The following is a 17956-nucleotide window of genomic DNA, read 5'->3' as shown; positions in this document are numbered from 1 at the left end:
GGCCAGAGTTATCTGTGAGCCAGAAGGTCTCCATCTCGCTTAGGGAGGCGTCTGTCTTATGTGAGTAAGATTAGAATTTATAAAATAAGGATTGTAGGGGGAAGTTGTCGCGTTGAGCATGGGATAATCAGTTTATGTGTATGTGAGTAAAATGCCAGCCCTTCGGGCTGGCATTCATTTTTATTCCAGGCATCCCTGATATTCAGGATCTGTTTTTAGCAAGTTAGGATAATTGGCACCATCTCTCATGCGGTAACCCGTCCCGACATCACTCGTTGTCTCGCTCTCCGCCCAAACATATTTATTCATTGCCTGATAAGTTGGGTAACTATCCATATTCCCCCACATTGCCGTTATGCGTTGGAAATCAGCCAATGCTGGTATTTTGCGACCCATTTTTTCACAGTTAGCTTTTGTATCATCGTAGGTCGCCAGTGATGAGGAAACATGTAACATTTCATTCCCTTTTGCTATATGCAACGAGCTGGCATCATCAGATTGCCTTCCCAGACTGGTAATACGGATAGTAAAGTTAGCTAATTGATCCTTGATCGTTACGACGCCATTTTGATCGACTGAAGCAATATCCTCGTTCGATGATTCCCAGCTATAATGGCCATCCCCACCCTGTGCGGTAGAACTAAGTTTAAATTGTGTGTTGCTAATCCATGAGGACGGTAGCGAATTATCAAGCAGTGCTTTCCCTGCCAGCTGTAGTTGTCCGGTAAGTGCTGGTGGATCATAAAATGTAATCGTCTGGTTAGTGCAGTTATTTGTACCCGTAATACATGCTGTAACAGTCACCGGCCCATCTGTAGTGTCAGATAATGTTGTTGAGGCGATAGCTATGCCACTCTCATCTTTTGCCGTAACTTCGGTTTTGCTAAAGGAACAATCGCTACCGCCGCAGATTCCGCTGGTGGTGGAGAATGTGATAGAAGTGCCCGGTGCTGGATTACCCGTGGAATCGGTAACAATCACACTAAGAGGTTCAGCGCGATCGGTCCAGGCTGTTTCTGGTGTTTTAAAGGTTATTTGTGGGTTTCCTGCACTCGATTCAATAACTGTAAATTGAGTTTGTGCGCTATTTGAGGCATTGTTGTGGCGATCATAAGCGATGCCCTTAAGGGTATACTGCCCTGCGACAGGAGGTAACGTGACAGTGAAATGTGTCGCGTCGCTACCCTGTGTAACAGATCCATTGGCTTTCAGCAGGGATGATGATGGGTCCCATTGAATATGATCAAGCCCATTTTTTGTATCAACCGATGCTGTCAATGGTACCTGCTTTGATATCTCCCCGCTTAATGATGCAGGTAGCGAGAGTTTAATGACATCTTGTTTGCGATATTGCATAACAATATCATTGTTACGCTCAACGAAATCGAAGCGTGACCCCATTAAAGATCGACGAATTTGTACTGCATCTGGGGAAATTTGTTGTGACCAGGGAATACCAAATGCATAGTTGAAGGACACTGATATTGCCGTATCGTCCAGTGAATCACTTCCCTTTTTATAATCTGCTGCAAAGGTGACTAAAGGAATTGGTGTATAACTGAGTCCTACAGTGATGGCATTTGGATTCGTTTGCAGATGGTCGGTACCAAATAATGCGACATCATCACCAAAATATTGTTCATATTTCACATGCCCGCCTAGCTGAGCATAAGAAGGTAAATAACCTTCTATTTGTATATCATAGCCATCGGCAGCCTTTTCATCATAATCTTGTAATTCGTCAGAATCTTGCCAGTCACTAAGTGCAAAATATCCGTTGCCACTGAATTTGAAATAGTCACGCCAGAGTTCAAGGCCAACACCCGTACGGGTTACATTGCTACTCATATTTTGATCATAGAATAGATTATAACCTAACATGGTATTATTTTTCAGAAAATAACGTTGCCCAAGACCCACATTAACAATCATATCATCAGAATCCTCGTAATGTGTATCGAACTGGATATAGTCAAGACGATTTTCTTGATTGTGAAGGCCAAACAGCAGGTCGGCGCTACTGCCGGCTAAAGCCTTACTATTTTGTGTTTGTGTATTGAGCGTTATGCGAGCATTTCCGTACTGCTTTAACCACTTTTCAAAAGCATCGGATGCTAGCTGAGATACCTGCGCATAAGCATAGTTACTCACTGATTCGCGTGATTTTGCGAATGATGATGCGCCTTTGATGATTTTATTTTCAAAAGGGGTGGGTTGTGTACTCGGTGTTAATGTGGAATTTAGTGTCGGCAAATCCTCATTTTTCGCCGTTTTTGACGAGTCGATATTTTGGGCATAAACTACCGAAGATATACAAGTTAAAACGAGTAAAAAAAGATTTTTTTTTCATAAGAATAATTACTTAATGTTGTTTATTTTTTGAAATATGGTGCAGCTAACTATTAAGTTTACGGCTATACAATATTCTGCTATCCAACCGAGGTCAGGAAGCTAGCACCAGCAATATTAATGTATTAAGTCTTTTTCAAAGCTCCAACTCTGCCAGAGTGCTTCGTACATTTTTTATCGTATCAATAATTTTATCGATACTTTCTTCGATAATGTTGGTTGTTAAGTTATCCAGGTTTAGAACTTTCATTAAAATGAAAGCCTGTGCTTGTGATTCATAACAGCATACAAGCTCAGCGCTACTGAAAAGATAAGTATTTGCAGAAATAAGTACTAGTGCTTGCTTATGGGCGTCTTCGATTGTGGTATTGGCTAAAACACCATACATGTATATTTTTTCGTCACTATCAGCAATGAGAGTAATGTCATATTCCTCATCAATAAGAAATGAACAGATACCATCCTCATTAAACTTCATATCCGGTACGCCCTGAGTGATACCAAATTCTTTTAAAATTATATTTGCCCGTAATGACATCCAATTACTCCTTATAAGCTGTGTGCTTATTATCCATTAAAATTTTACAAGACTGAATTTCGCTTGGGTATATCGCCAGACTATAAAGCTATTTATCTGTTTATGACAAGGCCAATAATGCATTAGTTACAGGATTAATAAATTACCTTGCGGTCTCATTTTGGATTCCAATGCAGCAGAGGTCTGGCAGTGAAGATAATACATAAAAATACTGTTAAAATTTTTCTGGTAATTTTTTATTAATTCTTATAAGTTTTCCATTTTCCATTTTCCATTTTCCATTTCAATGAAACCACCAATTTTTAGTTGTGCTAAAATTTTTAGAATCATGCTGCGTGATAACCTTGAAAATGTCTGCATGTACTTGACAACGGTATACCTTTCCTTGATAGCATAGGAGTTTTCATTTTCCATATAAATTAGATAACTGCGAATTATTTCATAAGCAGATTGTAAACCTGATGTGGAGGCTCGAACTGCTACTGTTGCTAACGTGGGTAACAAAATCTGAACAACTTCACGCCACATGCCATTTTCATCTATAATCTTATTGAAGACGTCAATGTCAACTGAATCCAGTAAGCATGGTGATATTGATTCAAACTCGCAAATAGCACCAGTTTGTCCTAACTGGCCTAGCCCAAGGATATAAGGACTGGTAGTTATACCCAGATTATGTTTTTTTTCACCTTCGCCGATAGATACAAGCAATGCGCCATCAAGCAAAAAATAAATCTTTTTTTGCATTGAATCTTTTTTCTCCTTAGGATCTAAAATACTCCCCGACTCAAGCAAAAATGGCTGTGTAACAGGAAAGAGAGATAACAATTTTTCTATGTATTCGGTGGGTTTATCAATGTCATAAAGATTCATTTATTTACCTGTACTTACGTGTATCCAGAAAAAAATCTATGAAACATAATATTACCAGATATTTTGCATTTGAATCGCCATTAATGGTGTATTATTACACACCTTGTGAACATATTTCGATAAGTGCACTAATGTGAGATTTAACTTCTAATAAAATAACTTTTCATCAATTTTTGCTACTTTTTGTGTCTTATTGTTGCCAGGTGTAGTAGAGATTGGCTAATGGTTGTAATGAATTTTAGTTTTTCCATTGCTACATTCTTGCTCTTTTTTTGTTCTTCTGATAATTTCTTCAAGATGATTTTTGTAGGTAAATTTACGCATTCTTCGTAGCTGATGTTTAATACATTAGCAATGTTTTTATTTACTTTAGGCGTTGTTTTTATAGTGATCTTTTTTTTGTCATCAACCTGCAAGCTATGCTCATCAAAATCTTTCAGAATCTGAGATATTTTTTCTATTTTAAATTGTAAATCCATTATTTCAGAATTATATAATTTAATTTTTTTACATTGAGATTGTTGATCTTTACTGCTCATATTAGCAAAACTCCAGTTTATATATTATAAGAATGAAATAAAATCAGCGTCTGAATACTATTCGCTATCATCATTCTTTTTGCACATATATTGATTTATATATCAAATCAGGTGTAGCGAGAAGCCCAAAATTAGACATTGTCTATGTTTTATACGACACCGCCTTATCGCATCATGGGACCAGCAGTATACGGCTAAAAATGTAACAGCCAGTGCCTGATGTCAAATTCTCAAACACCCGTACTTTCAGACGCTGCATATTATAACTTTCTGAAAATCAAACCAATAATACACTATAGTGGAAGTCCCTAAGATATAAAGATAGATCGAGATTGGCATTTTGTGGATAACTGATGCCTCTGTTTACTTTATTTTCATAATCTATCAGTTCGTTGTTATAATAAATTTCAATGTCAGGATCTTGCCAATTACTTATGACCCGATTATTACGATATAATTCTGAAGCATGTTGTTTAGCTGATTCAAGACGCTTAAGGGCAGCTTGAACATTCGCTGGTGGTAATAATTCGCTTAGGGTTTCTGCATAATCAACAGCATCGATAGACATTAATGCGTCGTAAGTCTCCTGAGAAATAAGATCAGGCACTATTTTTTGATTTATCCCAGTAATATTTATTATGGTTTCTTGACCGATATGATCTAACATGCGAATATCAATTACCGGGCTATGATAATCATCAAGGTATAGTTTTCCCTGCGATGTTCTAAGAAAATAAGGGGTTAACTTATTCCTGTCTTGTACAGATATATTTAGATTATTTACTGATATAATACCTATACCTGTTAATGCTACGCTAAAGGAGGCATCATTATCAATCCCTGTTACTTTTATGTTGCCGGTAAGCTTATCAATATCGATAAGATAATTATCAGAATGTCGATCTATTTGGCCGGCTAACGCATCAGCCCATTCCAGATTATTTAATTCATGCCGTAAATTTGCTTTTGCAATTTCCAATTTGTTATTTGTTTTACATATGCTAAGAATCGATTCTAACTGGGATTGAGTTATCCCGCCTGTACTTACAAGATCACAAGGTGTTTTTCCAGGAGCTTTATTCATAAAAAGTCCAAACTGTTTTTTATACACTCCCGCTGTTGCTGTTGATACTATATTTTGACAACCTAAATACTTGGCTACCTCACTGGATGCAATATTACGAACTAGCATTTCTGAAAAGTTATTGCCGTCCAAACAATGAAGTTGAAGATTACCTAATCCATAACGACCAACATACTCAGGTTTAAAAACTTTCTCAATAGGATGTTGTCCATGTGGTGCGTTATAAACACACAATGTCACTTCATTTACGCTTCCGCAACCTAGCGTATGAGCTGATTTAAGCCTTTCGGAGGATGAATCCTTTTCAAGATATTTAGGTGGAATACCGCGTGAGTAACATTCTATCAAGGCATCAGAGCCCGGTGAATTATAAAAGGCTTGTGTCAGATAACGTCCAGTGTTAGTAAAGTTTCCCGAGGCGTATTTTATTGATAGCTGAGATAGTTCGATTAATCCAGATGAAAAAACCCGATAATCAAAAGAGTTATATATTGTCCGATTGAAACTATCGCGTACTATTTTAATAAGACTTTGAGGGAGCTTTCCTATAATATGATAGGACCACGTGTTCACATATTCAATCATTTTTTGTACATCTCGATGTACCGAATTGAGCTCGCTTAAATCCCCAAGCCGTTTTGCCTGTTCTTGTAGATTAGTCTGGAGTTTTTCTGTATATTGTATTATATAATTAATGACTTCTTTTTCTTCCGTATATATGTACGGAATTTTGTCCTGGGCCGTTTTCAGAGTGTTTATTGTCGGTTGAAATAGTTGGTTTATCGAATTTTCGAAAACAGGATTAATATTAGCTGTTGCAATTATTTTACATCTTCCGAGTGCGAGATTTAGTGATTTGTTGATAGTGTTGAAAATAATATCGTCATATATTAATTTTGTTCTTTCATATGTTTTATTTTGCGATAGCATTGCGTTTAATTTGAACTGGAGGTTGCGTGTTTTATTTTCTAATCGGTGATAGGCGATTTTATTATTTATCCCATTATTATTTTTCTCTAATATATCCAGATCAATCAATAACTCGTTGACTTCTTTATAAAATTCTTGCATTGCTTGAGGAGTGCCATGCATATTAGTGACAACATTATCTAAATTTTCACCGATATTTTTCATGATGTCGATATTGTTTTTTCGATTGGAATTATTTGCCTGGCTGGCAACGTTGAGCATTTCGCTGATGCGGCGTTCACAATCTTCTGCGCATAAGCTAATATATTCTAGCATATCACCAGTAACCGTTTTTCCATATATTTTTAACTTTTCTTTAAGTGAATATTACGCTTTAACAGCTTGATTAAGCGCCTTAAATACTTCTGAATCTGAATGAGTTGAAAAATCGTTAAGTTTGTAATCTTCCAGTTTTCGCATGCAAATATCAGCATGACAAATTGCCTTCTTTAGTTGTGTACAGGCATGGGTGGACTGACTAATAAAAAAAATTGTGATCTTTATTCTTAGCAGGTAAAATATGGTTGCTATTTATTTTGTTAATCAGATTAATATGAGATATTTCATTCATACCACCATGATTAGATATGTTTTGTTGTATGATTTTTTTGAGTCGGTTTATAGTCTCAGACTCACTTAGTCGTTCTACAGATGCTCTTGCTCTTATTCCTGGTAACTGTTTTCTGTTGTGCGGTTGCGGATGGCTACTATCCGCTGAACTTGTATTTGGATTGCTTATTAAGAATGTTCTATTTAAAGTTGTCATATATTTTTACCGTGAATTTGTTTTTTATTACTACTTTCAAGTATATCTAACAGTTCTGCTAACACTGAACCTTCATATATTGTTTTATTATCTCTGGTATTGACTATCTTAAATTTGAATTCATCAGCGTCCATTATTATATATATTTTTGCTTTTTGGTTTTGGAAGTAAAATTCGGATTCCATTGCACTGCTGCAAGCATTAACAAATAACTCCCCAATATCCTGTGCTGGCATATTATCAGTCGTGTCAATATCTGAGTATATGCCTCGAATAGGTATATCTAAAGCGACACCACATTGTGATGTTTCCCATATAATGCGCCAGCACCAACTTTGGACCCCATGGCCTACGAGTCCTTTGAATATATAGCCATCATTAAGACTTCTTTTAAAAATACTTTTATCTCTATCGGATTGTTGACTAAATATATCAAACGAAAGTTTTTCTGGTAAGGAATGCGAGTTAAGCATATTAAATGTATTTATATAAATAGATTCATTTTTCATATGACTTCCTGTTTATAATGATAATTAATGCATAGATCTATCTCTCTATCTCCAGACGTTTTACCTCGCTTGCGTGCTCATATTCTAAGTAATTGGAATTACAGGAAAAAATGATTGCAAAGAGCCTCTGGGGGCGAGGCCCTGGGTGAGGGAAACCAACTTATATGACCCCTGGTAACAGCCACCGGTGAGTCTTCACTATACTTTTTTTGCCATTTGCTGAGCTGCCTGGACATTGATGCTATACAGATGTGCAACACGGTCATTTCGGGCTCTATAGGTTGTTGAATAAAAGCAATTCTCTCTGCTAAGTATGATTCCCCTCAAATGATAATAACTCTTCAATCATCTTATTATTGACTACCTCTTATTTCAAGAGAGATAAAGTATTTGGTTGTTTATGATACGACTTAAGACTATCTATAGTAATCATATACTAGCAGTTATAAAATAAAATTGCGATTGGGTGGGTACTATTCAACTTCATGAGGAGTACAAATGATTTTTACTAGACTATTATTAGAGTCGTTTGTTTTTATTTTATGATTACTGCCTCTTTCTGAAAGAATGAAAGGTAAAATTACACACATCTGATATTATTTTTGGTTGCTTGCATGAGTATAATCGCAGATTGAAGTGCCCCCCCTCATCTGTAGAGTAAATATTTTTTAAGTTAAGGTTATTTTCCACTATAACGGTATTAAAATGTTTTCTGATGCTAAATAGCTGCGCTAAAATAGTAGATCACTTTGAGGGTATTCAGGCCAAACTGTGCGATACCGATCATAGCATCAATTCCACTGTAAGTTTGTTTTTCTGAATTTAACTATGTGGCAATATTTTCATGAGTAAGATCAGATAAAGGGAGATCAAGCAGGTATGCTAATGTAATGGCTGGGGTAAGTAAACAGAGTGAATACACATCAACGTTAGTCAATTTAAATCCACATATGATTTAAATTAGTCGCATATTTTATAAAGACAAATGCGTATTATGATGTGGTTGTTCAGTAGGTTGGAAAGGTATAAACATTGTATTCGTAATGCGAAGGTTGTAAGTTTGATTCCTATTATTGCACCATTACAACGTTACTGAAACGTCCGTGTTAGCCCATAATCATTCCAATTTCTACAAGACAGGTGCTTGCTATATATTTACCGCTCAGTCATTTTAAAAGTGCGTCATAACCGGAGAACTGTCCTCGTCAGGAGGCCTGTTTTCAGAAAGGCAACATCCTATTTCGACAGTAGCTTATATGTGACCGGGTTAGCAGCACATTCCCCTCCGCCACATTCCAGTACAGTTGAAATAAGGTTGGCAGTAATCAGTAACAGAAATACCCAACCGACAATACTGAACAGGTCCGGATTAATATTCAATGAACGAAATGCAACATTCATGCTACTGATTGCCAGAACTACCGCAACAGCAATAATAATCAGAATTGACGTAATCAGAGTCCAGGTATAAAAGTGTAATCCAAAAAATGCAGAACCATATCCTGTGTCACCGGGCATGATATGCAAACACATTTGCCGGGATGCCATAACTCCGGTCAGGATACTGCCAATAATTACCATCCCGTAATGTATACCTCGTAGACCAAAGCAGAGGTTAAATAAAAAGCCAAAACCGGCGATGATGAGACCAGCCCGCTGTAATAAGCAAATTGGACAAGGCAGCTCATGCCTAACGAGTTGATAATAAAAGGCTACAACCAGAGCAACGCATATCCCAAGGAGTCCCACCTGATTAATCAGATGAACAAATGTTGTTGGATGATGATGCGTTTTCATACACACTCCTTAAAATGACAAAGCCAGTGAATTGGTCATATGATGAATGAATGATAAAATAGTGACGATGAGTAAAACGCCCCACAGAATGTAGCTGACTTTATCCTTTCTGTTTATGGCCCCCATTGCCACGCTCAGTGCAAGCAAGAATGGCAGAAACATGAACATAAAAAACTCCTTTATTACATTGTTTGTTAAATATAATCGCTGCGTATTACCGGGCCTGTATTCCAGCTTATCCACCCCGCATTAGTCGGAGCTCAGTAAGGCATCAGGAATTATTTGCGTTATTATAAATCGATTATTTCTATGATGAATTATCCTGGCATCTGCTGGTTACAGAGATATTTCTGGCGACAAGAGTAAGAAATATCCCGATAGCTAATGGTATAATAAGCAGCATTGAGTGTGTTGAAATAGCATATCCATAAATATAGTCTTCCAGACTTACCGCAATCAGCGGAAAGATAAGAAATACAAGCGAAGCCTGGAAGGCATTAGCCTTTTGCTGAAGCGCAAAGTAGCACAGGATACCAAAAACTCCGGCAAAAGCCCCGAGATACAGGGTAGCTAATATTGAGTGTACTGAGAAGGTTGATACTTGTGGTCTTTCAAAAAACCATCCTGTCGCAGAAAGTATCAACCCAGCTAAAAGGCACGGGAGCGCATTAAATGTGATAACAGAGACAGTACAACTTCTTTTCTTACATTGTGTATATATTATGGCATGGATTAACACAGCAGAAATAAGCGCAGTGATACCCTGCCAGTGACTCTCTGTACTTGTATTCGTTTCTTCAAGAAGTATCCCCGTCAATGCAGTGATTGCGATAGTTAAGCCCGCGATCTGCATTAGTTTCGCTTTTTCATTTAGAAACAACACCGATGCTATCAAAACGGCCACAGGCATATTAGCAAAGATAATGGCGGCAAGCCCAGAGTTGACATAGGTTTCACCATAAATCATTAGTGAGAAAGGAATAGAAAAATAAAAGATGCAAATCACAAACTGGAATAATCGTTGTCCGGGAGGAAACAACAGCGGTTTTTTTCTTAACCATGCAATGATGATTAAAAAAGGTGCTGCAAACATAAACCTCATTCCGGTTGCAAACACTGGAGGGATAGTTTCAACGGCAATTCGCATAGCCAACCATGTAGTCCCCCAGGTCAGTGAAACTAGCAGGAATAATATAGATATCGACACCTTGCGCATAAGATGCTCTCCGTAAAAAAATTAATGTAGCTTTTTAGCTAGAAAAAAGTAGCATTTTCTTCACTGTGTTTTTTATATGTTTAGATAAAAATTTCTCTATCAGAAGATGCAGTTATGCTGAATGAGAAAAATAAGAAATGACTCAGGCTGTTACCACACCATTGTCCACTGCGCCTGCAAGACCTGGCAGCAGTTGTCGATTTAATGTCTATTCTTGCTGGAAGGCATAAAACGCCTTGAAGATGAAGAGCTCATCATTAGTCGGGTTCCCTTGTTGAGCCAGGACAAGTTTAACTTATCGCTTTCAACCCTTACGATGATAAATGATCTTATCCACCCATAGTGGACATACGGCTAAATGAGTAAATTCTCAAGTAAGAGGCTGGATCTGTATCAACCAGTAAGAAGCCCCGGAAACAGCACCGGCTGAATTCCGTCAGGAAGCTCTGAAACTCGCTGAATGTACGTTGCCCGCGAACGATTGTTAATCAGCACCGTATCAAGAATAATTGTTTGTTTCACAAGGAGATAGAAAAAACCTATAGCTTTGCGCCGGGGCGGAGGCAGGAGGAGATAACTCGTTGTAATAGAATGTTTTTATATGGCGACCTTAATACTGGCGCCATTTGGGATAAAATCTAATCAATTAACAAAATTGTGATCCGCTTCTAAATTACTTCTCCTGGCCGTACGGCTACCTGGAAGAATTTGTTCTGAGTCAGATTCATCACCAGAGCTTGTAAAACCCATTACGTAGCCGCAGAACATAATGGGTTACCAGAGCAAAACAGTTTATAACGTAACATAGATGCCAGACACACTACGACGCGATACGTTAAGCGTGTCGGTTTTTTTCAATGAATAACTGACATATTATATTTTTCCAGTATGGCTGTATATTGTCGCCAGTTTCCAGATTCATTGATTACTGCATAATTTATCGATGTTCCCGGCGTTGGCGAGCGTGTTAGCGGCACATTAAGTGCTGTTTTCGGCGCAACCATGATATCCCCGATACTTTTCTTGCCATCCATCGTTAACGTTAAACTCATATACCACAAGGTAGGGTTAACGATCCGTATATTATTCTCTTTAGCAATAAAGCGTAATTTTTTCTCCTCCGCTTCCGTTGGCGCTTTTAACCCGGTCGGGCGGATTAAAATTTTTAGCCTCAAACGAAGCGGTAATACCAGTTTTCGCGGGTTGTTTTTAATGTCCTGGGTGACTGGCGGTATCTGATAAATGTTTAGCCAGAAGAGACTCTCCCGGTCCGTTGCAAGCTGCTGGCGGGAACTCAGGAGCAGGCGAAGCGTTCTCAGTTCTCCTGGCTGCATTTTAAATACCGGCGGCAGCGCCACCAGCGGCGTTTTGCTATTATCCGGAGAGGCGTCAATGTTTCCGGCGTCGGTCCATACCTGTAACAGCATCGGCGTTGTATTATCGTTGGATAATGTCAACGATTGAGCGATATCATCTGAAGCAAAAATAATTCGGGTTCTGTCAATATTAACGGCGGCTTGTGCTTGACCATACCATCCCGTCAACCAGAGTAGCGTTAATATGACTTTACTGAAAACTAACCACTGCCTGTAATTGCGCATTCACGCTTCCTGCCGTTACTGTTTGTCCGCCGATCGCCTCAAGCGAGGCAGTAAAATCACCGCTGTAGGTTTCTACTGAACCGGATGATACCCGTGTGGTTAAATCTTTATAGCCATACCAGCCTCGGGCGTTGCCGATGCCCGTCTTGATACGATCGGGCAACAGATTAATCGGCGTACCGGCATCGTTATAGATGCGGATTCCCACTCCGGAAGCTACGCCGGGTTCGCCATAATGGGTGTCCAGTAGCCACGACAGACCGCCTGCGGATGTGGTTAGCCCCAGGCGATGCGCCGCCGCCACGGCGGTTGGTTGATTAACTACAAACCCCATCGCGACATTGGCGGCACTAATGGTTGGACGGGGGCTGGATACGGCGCCGGACTCACATTCCAGGCTGACGTGGAAAGGTACCTGGCTACTCCCCCCGGCAGCTAATACACCGACGGCGACAGGGGGAATTTTCACGATCGCAGGATAATCTGTGATTTTACATAACGCGCCGCGAACATACGTGACGCTATTATAGGTACTCCATGCCCCGGGCCACTCCTTAGGCCAGCCATAATAATCAATAGCATGATCCAGTCCCGTTTTGATTTGCTCAGTAAGCAAGCCTGGGCCTTTAAACGCTATATAACCCCGAGGCTGCGTCCAGGTATCTCTGTCCAGTGGATTCGTGTAGACAAAATGTTGGCTTGAGTCAATTTTAAACATCTCATATAACACGTTGCTAAACGCGCTGGCAGGAATATAAATATATTTATCATCCTGAAACCAACTGTCTGCGGTAAGTTGGCGTTCTTTCCAGAAACGGCTGTAATATTCGCCGGTACTAAGGTTTGTCATACGGACAGCAACATTACGCTCCACATCATAATAGGCGCCTTCCACTTCGGAAGTAAAAAATGCTCCCGCAAAAGCGCTATCGCCATTTGTCGAATACATCTCATAGAGCTTCCCGGCATCGGAGGAATCGCAGCGGTAAAGTACCTGTTTACTGGAATAGGGCGTTCCGGTGGCGGCTGTCAGGAAGTTACCGATGCCACTGGCCAATAGTGTGCCGGAGGGTTGAAATTTTTCACTATTACTGATGCTAATCACCGTTGGTAAACCGATATTACCGGTATTCGTGTCAGTTGCGCCGAGCCAGTTTTGCGCCGTGTAGCCAGCTTTTATCGCCGCGTCAGAGAGCGCGCTCTTATCGATGACTTTTATACATGACGACCATGTTCCGGCGCTAACGAACAGGCTGGTGATAAACAACAGCGTTCGGAAACTAAAAAGCATTGTGCTATTCCTTCTCGCAGATTTTGTTCAGATAGAGAAACGGTTCTTTTGTGTGAAGATCGAGTTGGTAGGCAACCCGGCAACGCTGGTTTGCCCCTTTTCCCCAGCTCACCAGCAGAGAGCCGGACGGATGGGCGATACGGGCATAAATCTGTCCACTCTGGCCGACCATTCCGATGTTTATGCCTTCACCGTTGAAAACATCAGCGCCCATTGGCGGTATGCCGCCATCTGGCATCTTCACGGAGATCAGCACCGCTTTGCCGCTGATAGTGGCGAAATTGACACGCGCGATGGCTCCGGCATAAGGCACAATCTGCTGGCTTCCTCCCGTTAGTTCGGTATCGCTGCGCATCTTACGGGTATCGAGCGTAACGTTATTGACGCGGTAAGGAGATAACGAAGGCAGAATGGCGTAACCAAAGTGATCAACCACAGCGCCCTGACCATTCTGTACGACCGCGCCCTGCGCGCCATCGGCATGGATGAGCGCAAAGGTATCGCTGGTATAGGGGCCAGCCGTCAGACCGCCAGGGTGGAGTACCAGGGTGCCGGACGCGCCCAGTCCTTCCTGACGATAGTTATCGCCCTGGTCATAGTTGACGCGAAGTGCGCCAAACCGGGTGTTCTGTTGTAGATTACCGCCAAACGTCGTTGATGCGCCGCTATCGCCATTGCGATAACGCTCGTAGCCGCCATAAACTGACCATGACAGGTCGCTGTTCTCACCGCTACTGCCCGTCATTGATACGGTTGAGGAACGGCTTTGACGGGACTGGTTATAATTCATGGCGACAGAGGTTCTGTTTTCGCCCCAATCCAGCGGTATAGAGACATTAAACGACACTGTTGTCTCGGTATATTTTTGTCGGCTACTCACATCCAGTGGTTCGTTGACGCCGTGATAAAAGCGATCGTAATCCCAGGTGGTGCGCTGTCGTGCGATATTCACCCCGTAGCTTATATTCCGCCACTGGTTGCTATATCCCATTTGTAGCTGTGTTATACGCGATTGGTTATTGTAGTAGTCTGCGGTGCTGGCGCTGAGGTTAAGCGTGCCGAGCCGTCCTAACGGTTGGCTTACCGTCGCAGACAGGCGGTTGCGTTGATGCAGCGTGTCGGAGTAGTAATCAATCTCCGTTTTCGCTTCCCGGCGTACGCCGAGCACGTCCTGAAGATCGCGAAAACCGTTGGTTGAATAACGATAAGCCGCCAGTACCAGGTTAGTGCCGGTGGTAAACGTTTTGCTGTAACTGAGTTCCGCGCGCCAGCCTTGTTGGCGATCATTATGCTCTGCGCGCGCATTCGACCAGGTGGCGTTGAGGCCGAACGCGCCCATACCCGTGGCCCAGACGCCGCCCGCCAGCCATGCCTGGTAACGCTGCGCAATTCGTGAACCGAGGTTGAGGGTAATGGTGTTATTAACGCCGTGCTGGAACGTTCCCTCAAAGAAACGATTTTCAATATCGTAGTACTGACGAACCCTGCCGAAGGCCAGCGAATAGTGCCAGTTACCGGGACGTACAGAATCCGGCACGGAAGAATAAGGCACGGTGAAACGTGAGGTTTTACCGCTGGCCTCGATAACCTCTACCTCCAGATCGCCTTGATAACGGGTGTTGTACAGATCGCCAATATAAAATGGGCCCGGCGGAACGTTGGTTTCATAAATCACTTTCCCCAGTTGCTTTACTACCACGTGCGCGCTACTGGCCGCTACGCCACGAACTTCCGGCGCATAACCGCGTTTTCCCTGAGGGCGCATCCGTTCGTCGGTGACAAGCTTAGCCCCGTTAAAGGACAGGCTGCCGAATAAGCTGGAGTCCGTATAGCTATCGCCCAGCGACAGGATACTGTTAATGGACGCGACAGGTCTTTGCACCCAGGTTCGAACACTATTATAGCGCCAGGCGCTTCCGCTCTGGCTGCTATTGGCATAGCGCAGATTACTTTGATGACGGACCTGCCAAAGTCCGAGGTTAACGCCCATGTTTATACCGCTCCATAAGTATTGGTAACGATAATGGCTATCGGTATTTTCGGTGTGAGTCCAGTTTGTGTTATGGCGTAAAAACAGCGCCAGCGCGCCGCTATCCCACTCTGAAGGTGAGATATAACCACGCGGTTTGTGCGTAAGTTCGGTCATCGGAATCGTCAGCAACAGGCGAAGCGTGGCGCTATCAAATTGCCAGCCGGCATGAGGTACCCACTCACTGAGCGGGCGACACTGGGTCGCAGCGTCAGTCGCGGGGAGTGATTTTATCTGTGCCGCTTTCATCACCGATAAGGGCAGGCAGGGTTCAGTCTGTTGACCCTCTTTTACAGCATTAAATCGAATATTAATGCTCGATGTTACCAGCGTGCCATTAACGTAAACGTCGGCAAGATAGTCTCCGGAAGGCGTTTGCTGTTCATTAAAACGGGCAATGTTTTGTCCGTAAGTGGCCCCCTGAAGTAGCGCAGGATCAAAATAATACTCTTCACCCTGCGCGGAGCCTGAGCAAAATATGGCAATCAATAGCGCAAGGCTTTTGCGGTTCAAATTAATGGTGGGGGACATTGTAGCTCTCGCTTATCCGTGCGCCCAGGTCGTTAACCAAAGTAACGGTGACTGTACCGGAGAAGGATTTGAGTGACCGTTTGCCCGGTAGCCACCAGGTTTGGCTGGAGAAAGGGGCAATCATGTCAGCATCCAGGTTATACGAAGCGCCGTTCGCTTTTACGTTCAGGTTACTTAAAGAGGCAAACCAGGGCTGCGAATTAACAATAACAATACCGCTTTTTCCGGAACCATTATTAACCGTTTTAATCTGTAGTTTTTTCGCCAGATTATCAGGTTTGCCCAGCCCGTCAGGACGATAGAAAAGTTTTATTCTTGAACGCAGCATCACCAACATTTTATTTTGCCCGCTGTCGCTGCCAATATTCGTTGGTGGCACCTGTAATACGTTAAACCAGAATACTGACTCACGATCCTGCGGCAATTTTTTCGTGTTGTTATAAATTACGCGTACAACCTGGCCTGCTTTGGGTTGAATACGAAATACTGGCGGTGTGGCAACGAACGGCATCGCGCGGCTATTTTCCGGGCTGGTATTCATATCGCCATCGTCAAACCAGGTTTGTACGATATAAGGTATTGCATCATTATTTTTTAACTGCACATCTACGGAGGAGGCTGTCGATGGGTAAATTATTCGGCTACCCAAAATAGTAACGCTCGCCCACGATGCTGTGGCGGGGAGGGCCAGGAATAGAAAAACTATTAAGTAACATAATCTGGAATGTCGGGTATCCATTTTCATCTCAACAACTCCCTGGCGATAGAAAATGGTCTGGTGATTCAACACCAGACCGTAGCGACAATTATTTATACGAAACGGCGTATTGTAGGGTGGCAGCGACTGTCCCTGCCTCTGCTTTCCCGGTAGAATAATACTGTGCGGTATAAGTCGCGCTCGCTTCAGAAGCATTTGGCTCCAGCTGTAGGTCGCCGTCGCCAGTAAAACCGCCGGTCAGATTGATTGGATTATCTGAGGTGTCGAGCAATTGAACTTCAACATTCTTCGCACTGCCAGTATTACCCAGGTTACCGTTACTGGTGACCTGATTACCGACAAAGACGGTGGAGATTTTTGTTGTTTTGTCCTTAGAGCCGGTACACCCGGACAGCCCAATGTCAAACGTGACTGACCCCGCCGTTTTCCCTTGATCTGTTAACTCTTTAGTACTTACTGTCGGCAATAACACGACGGGTTTAGCCTGATTGCCATTAATCACGACAGAGCACGTTTCATCAGTGACTTCCCCTTGAAAGGTGATGGTATTATCAGAAACAGCCATCGCGCTGCTGGAGACAAGAAACGAGCCTGTAACCATGGCTAAATATTTTTTCATAGACATATTATAAAGTTCCTGTATTAATCTTTACTTTTTTCAGGGCGAGTGTAATTCGCCCAAATGTTTCGTGCTTATGGAGACGTGGTAAAATTAACCATCATTAACTCTATTTTGGGATGTAAGCTATACCCTCCTGCCTATCTTTAATGCGATATCAAACTGATAGGCTTATTTCTCTTTTGCTGAAATAGAGCGATAAGCGCTTTAGCCCGTATACCTCATTAGTACAACTGATAGTGTTATCATTTGAGTGAGCGTAATTCGATAATAATTCTCTCCGTGACTGAATAGATTAACGACGTTGCAATACAAATCTACACACTTTTGCTATGTAAAATCCGCATCAGCTAAAACTCCCGATGGATAATACGATAGTGAGATTAAGGAAACTTTTCTGAAATGTGCTTCTGAAGCCGTATAATTAGTCTTGCTTTTTTCTTACTTTTTGGCTTTCAGAATTTTTCTAAGTTTGCATTAAGGTAAAAAAACATTCAGATTTCACTGTAATATTTTGATTTTTAATG

Annotated in this window: 15 protein-coding genes; all 15 read right to left on the bottom strand. The window is 41.7% G+C overall.

Annotated elements, in window-relative coordinates:
* Window positions 1–180: 180 nt before the first annotated feature.
* A complete protein-coding gene (locus ACE15A_RS17280) occupies window positions 181–2253 on the bottom strand; it encodes an inverse autotransporter beta domain-containing protein (RefSeq protein WP_164984584.1) in 2073 nt (690 codons plus the stop codon).
* Window positions 2254–2485: 232 nt separating this feature from the next.
* Complete coding sequence (locus tag ACE15A_RS17275) at window positions 2486–2887, bottom strand: CesT family type III secretion system chaperone (RefSeq protein ID WP_053508635.1); 402 nt, start codon at window positions 2885–2887, stop codon at window positions 2486–2488.
* 246 nt (window positions 2888–3133) lie between these two features.
* Window positions 3134–3760 carry a helix-turn-helix domain-containing protein gene (locus ACE15A_RS17270; protein ID WP_137330531.1) on the bottom strand — a complete coding sequence of 209 codons (627 nt, stop codon included), beginning with the start codon at window positions 3758–3760 and terminating at the stop codon, window positions 3134–3136.
* Between the two features lie 176 nt (window positions 3761–3936).
* Window positions 3937–4299: a hypothetical protein gene (locus ACE15A_RS17265; RefSeq protein ID WP_053508631.1), complete on the bottom strand. Its 363-nt coding sequence runs from the start codon at window positions 4297–4299 to the stop codon at window positions 3937–3939.
* 277 nt (window positions 4300–4576) lie between these two features.
* Window positions 4577–6628 (bottom strand): hypothetical protein, encoded by a 2052-nt coding sequence (locus ACE15A_RS17260; protein ID WP_053508629.1) that lies wholly within the window; start codon window positions 6626–6628, stop codon window positions 4577–4579.
* 202 nt (window positions 6629–6830) lie between these two features.
* Complete coding sequence (locus ACE15A_RS17255; protein WP_129382471.1) at window positions 6831–7118, bottom strand: hypothetical protein; 288 nt, start codon at window positions 7116–7118, stop codon at window positions 6831–6833.
* A complete protein-coding gene (locus tag ACE15A_RS17250) occupies window positions 7115–7627 on the bottom strand; it encodes a hypothetical protein (RefSeq protein WP_053508627.1) in 513 nt (170 codons plus the stop codon). Before ACE15A_RS17250 ends, ACE15A_RS17255 begins: the two co-directional genes overlap by 4 nt.
* A 1236-nt stretch (window positions 7628–8863) precedes the next feature.
* The gene (locus ACE15A_RS17245; protein WP_053508625.1) at window positions 8864–9424 is read right to left on the bottom strand and encodes a disulfide bond formation protein B; all 561 of its coding nucleotides are present in this window, start codon (window positions 9422–9424) and stop codon (window positions 8864–8866) included.
* Window positions 9425–9433: 9 nt separating this feature from the next.
* Window positions 9434–9592, bottom strand: coding sequence for a DUF5993 family protein (locus tag ACE15A_RS17240; RefSeq protein WP_023246090.1), 159 nt, complete (start codon window positions 9590–9592; stop codon window positions 9434–9436).
* Window positions 9593–9731: 139 nt separating this feature from the next.
* Window positions 9732–10640: a DMT family transporter gene (locus ACE15A_RS17235; protein ID WP_053508623.1), complete on the bottom strand. Its 909-nt coding sequence runs from the start codon at window positions 10638–10640 to the stop codon at window positions 9732–9734.
* Window positions 10641–11494: 854 nt separating this feature from the next.
* Entirely contained in the window at window positions 11495–12241 is a 747-nt protein-coding gene (gene stbE / locus ACE15A_RS17230; RefSeq protein WP_053508621.1) for a fimbrial biogenesis chaperone StbE, read from the bottom strand.
* On the bottom strand, window positions 12207–13532 hold the full coding sequence (gene stbD / locus ACE15A_RS17225) for a fimbrial usher protein StbD (protein ID WP_053508620.1): 1326 nt from the start codon (window positions 13530–13532) through the stop codon (window positions 12207–12209). The genes stbE and stbD overlap by 35 nt, the downstream gene beginning before the upstream one ends.
* A 4-nt stretch (window positions 13533–13536) precedes the next feature.
* Window positions 13537–16092, bottom strand: coding sequence for a fimbrial outer membrane usher protein (locus ACE15A_RS17220; protein ID WP_053508618.1), 2556 nt, complete (start codon window positions 16090–16092; stop codon window positions 13537–13539).
* On the bottom strand, window positions 16076–16837 hold the full coding sequence (gene stbB / locus ACE15A_RS17215) for a fimbrial biogenesis chaperone StbB (protein ID WP_053508616.1): 762 nt from the start codon (window positions 16835–16837) through the stop codon (window positions 16076–16078). The genes ACE15A_RS17220 and stbB overlap by 17 nt, the downstream gene beginning before the upstream one ends.
* A gap of 61 nt (window positions 16838–16898) precedes the next feature.
* Window positions 16899–17435, bottom strand: a complete 537-nt coding sequence (locus tag ACE15A_RS17210; RefSeq protein ID WP_053508614.1) for a fimbrial protein — start codon at window positions 17433–17435, stop codon at window positions 16899–16901.
* Window positions 17436–17956: the final 521 nt, after the last annotated feature.

The organism is Salmonella sp. HY31, from assembly GCF_042604575.1.
Classification (GTDB): Bacteria; Pseudomonadota; Gammaproteobacteria; order Enterobacterales; family Enterobacteriaceae; genus Salmonella; species Salmonella diarizonae.
The sequence above is the reverse complement of the archived record's forward strand: the minus strand, read 5'-3'. Positions and strand labels throughout refer to the sequence as shown.

Coding starts and splice junctions, on each gene's coding strand:
- ACE15A_RS17275 (WP_053508635.1), bottom strand. CDS start 2,887: ATGTCATTACGGGCAAATATAATTTTAAAAGAATTTGGTATCACTCAG.
- ACE15A_RS17270 (WP_137330531.1), bottom strand. CDS start 3,760: ATGAATCTTTATGACATTGATAAACCCACCGAATACATAGAAAAATTG.
- ACE15A_RS17265 (WP_053508631.1), bottom strand. CDS start 4,299: ATGAGCAGTAAAGATCAACAATCTCAATGTAAAAAAATTAAATTATAT.
- ACE15A_RS17260 (WP_053508629.1), bottom strand. CDS start 6,628: ATGCTAGAATATATTAGCTTATGCGCAGAAGATTGTGAACGCCGCATC.
- ACE15A_RS17255 (WP_129382471.1), bottom strand. CDS start 7,118: ATGACAACTTTAAATAGAACATTCTTAATAAGCAATCCAAATACAAGT.
- ACE15A_RS17250 (WP_053508627.1), bottom strand. CDS start 7,627: ATGAAAAATGAATCTATTTATATAAATACATTTAATATGCTTAACTCG.
- ACE15A_RS17245 (WP_053508625.1), bottom strand. CDS start 9,424: ATGAAAACGCATCATCATCCAACAACATTTGTTCATCTGATTAATCAG.
- ACE15A_RS17240 (WP_023246090.1), bottom strand. CDS start 9,592: ATGTTCATGTTTCTGCCATTCTTGCTTGCACTGAGCGTGGCAATGGGG.
- ACE15A_RS17235 (WP_053508623.1), bottom strand. CDS start 10,640: ATGCGCAAGGTGTCGATATCTATATTATTCCTGCTAGTTTCACTGACC.
- stbE (WP_053508621.1), bottom strand. CDS start 12,241: ATGCGCAATTACAGGCAGTGGTTAGTTTTCAGTAAAGTCATATTAACG.
- stbD (WP_053508620.1), bottom strand. CDS start 13,532: ATGCTTTTTAGTTTCCGAACGCTGTTGTTTATCACCAGCCTGTTCGTT.
- ACE15A_RS17220 (WP_053508618.1), bottom strand. CDS start 16,092: ATGTCCCCCACCATTAATTTGAACCGCAAAAGCCTTGCGCTATTGATT.
- stbB (WP_053508616.1), bottom strand. CDS start 16,837: ATGAAAATGGATACCCGACATTCCAGATTATGTTACTTAATAGTTTTT.
- ACE15A_RS17210 (WP_053508614.1), bottom strand. CDS start 17,435: ATGTCTATGAAAAAATATTTAGCCATGGTTACAGGCTCGTTTCTTGTC.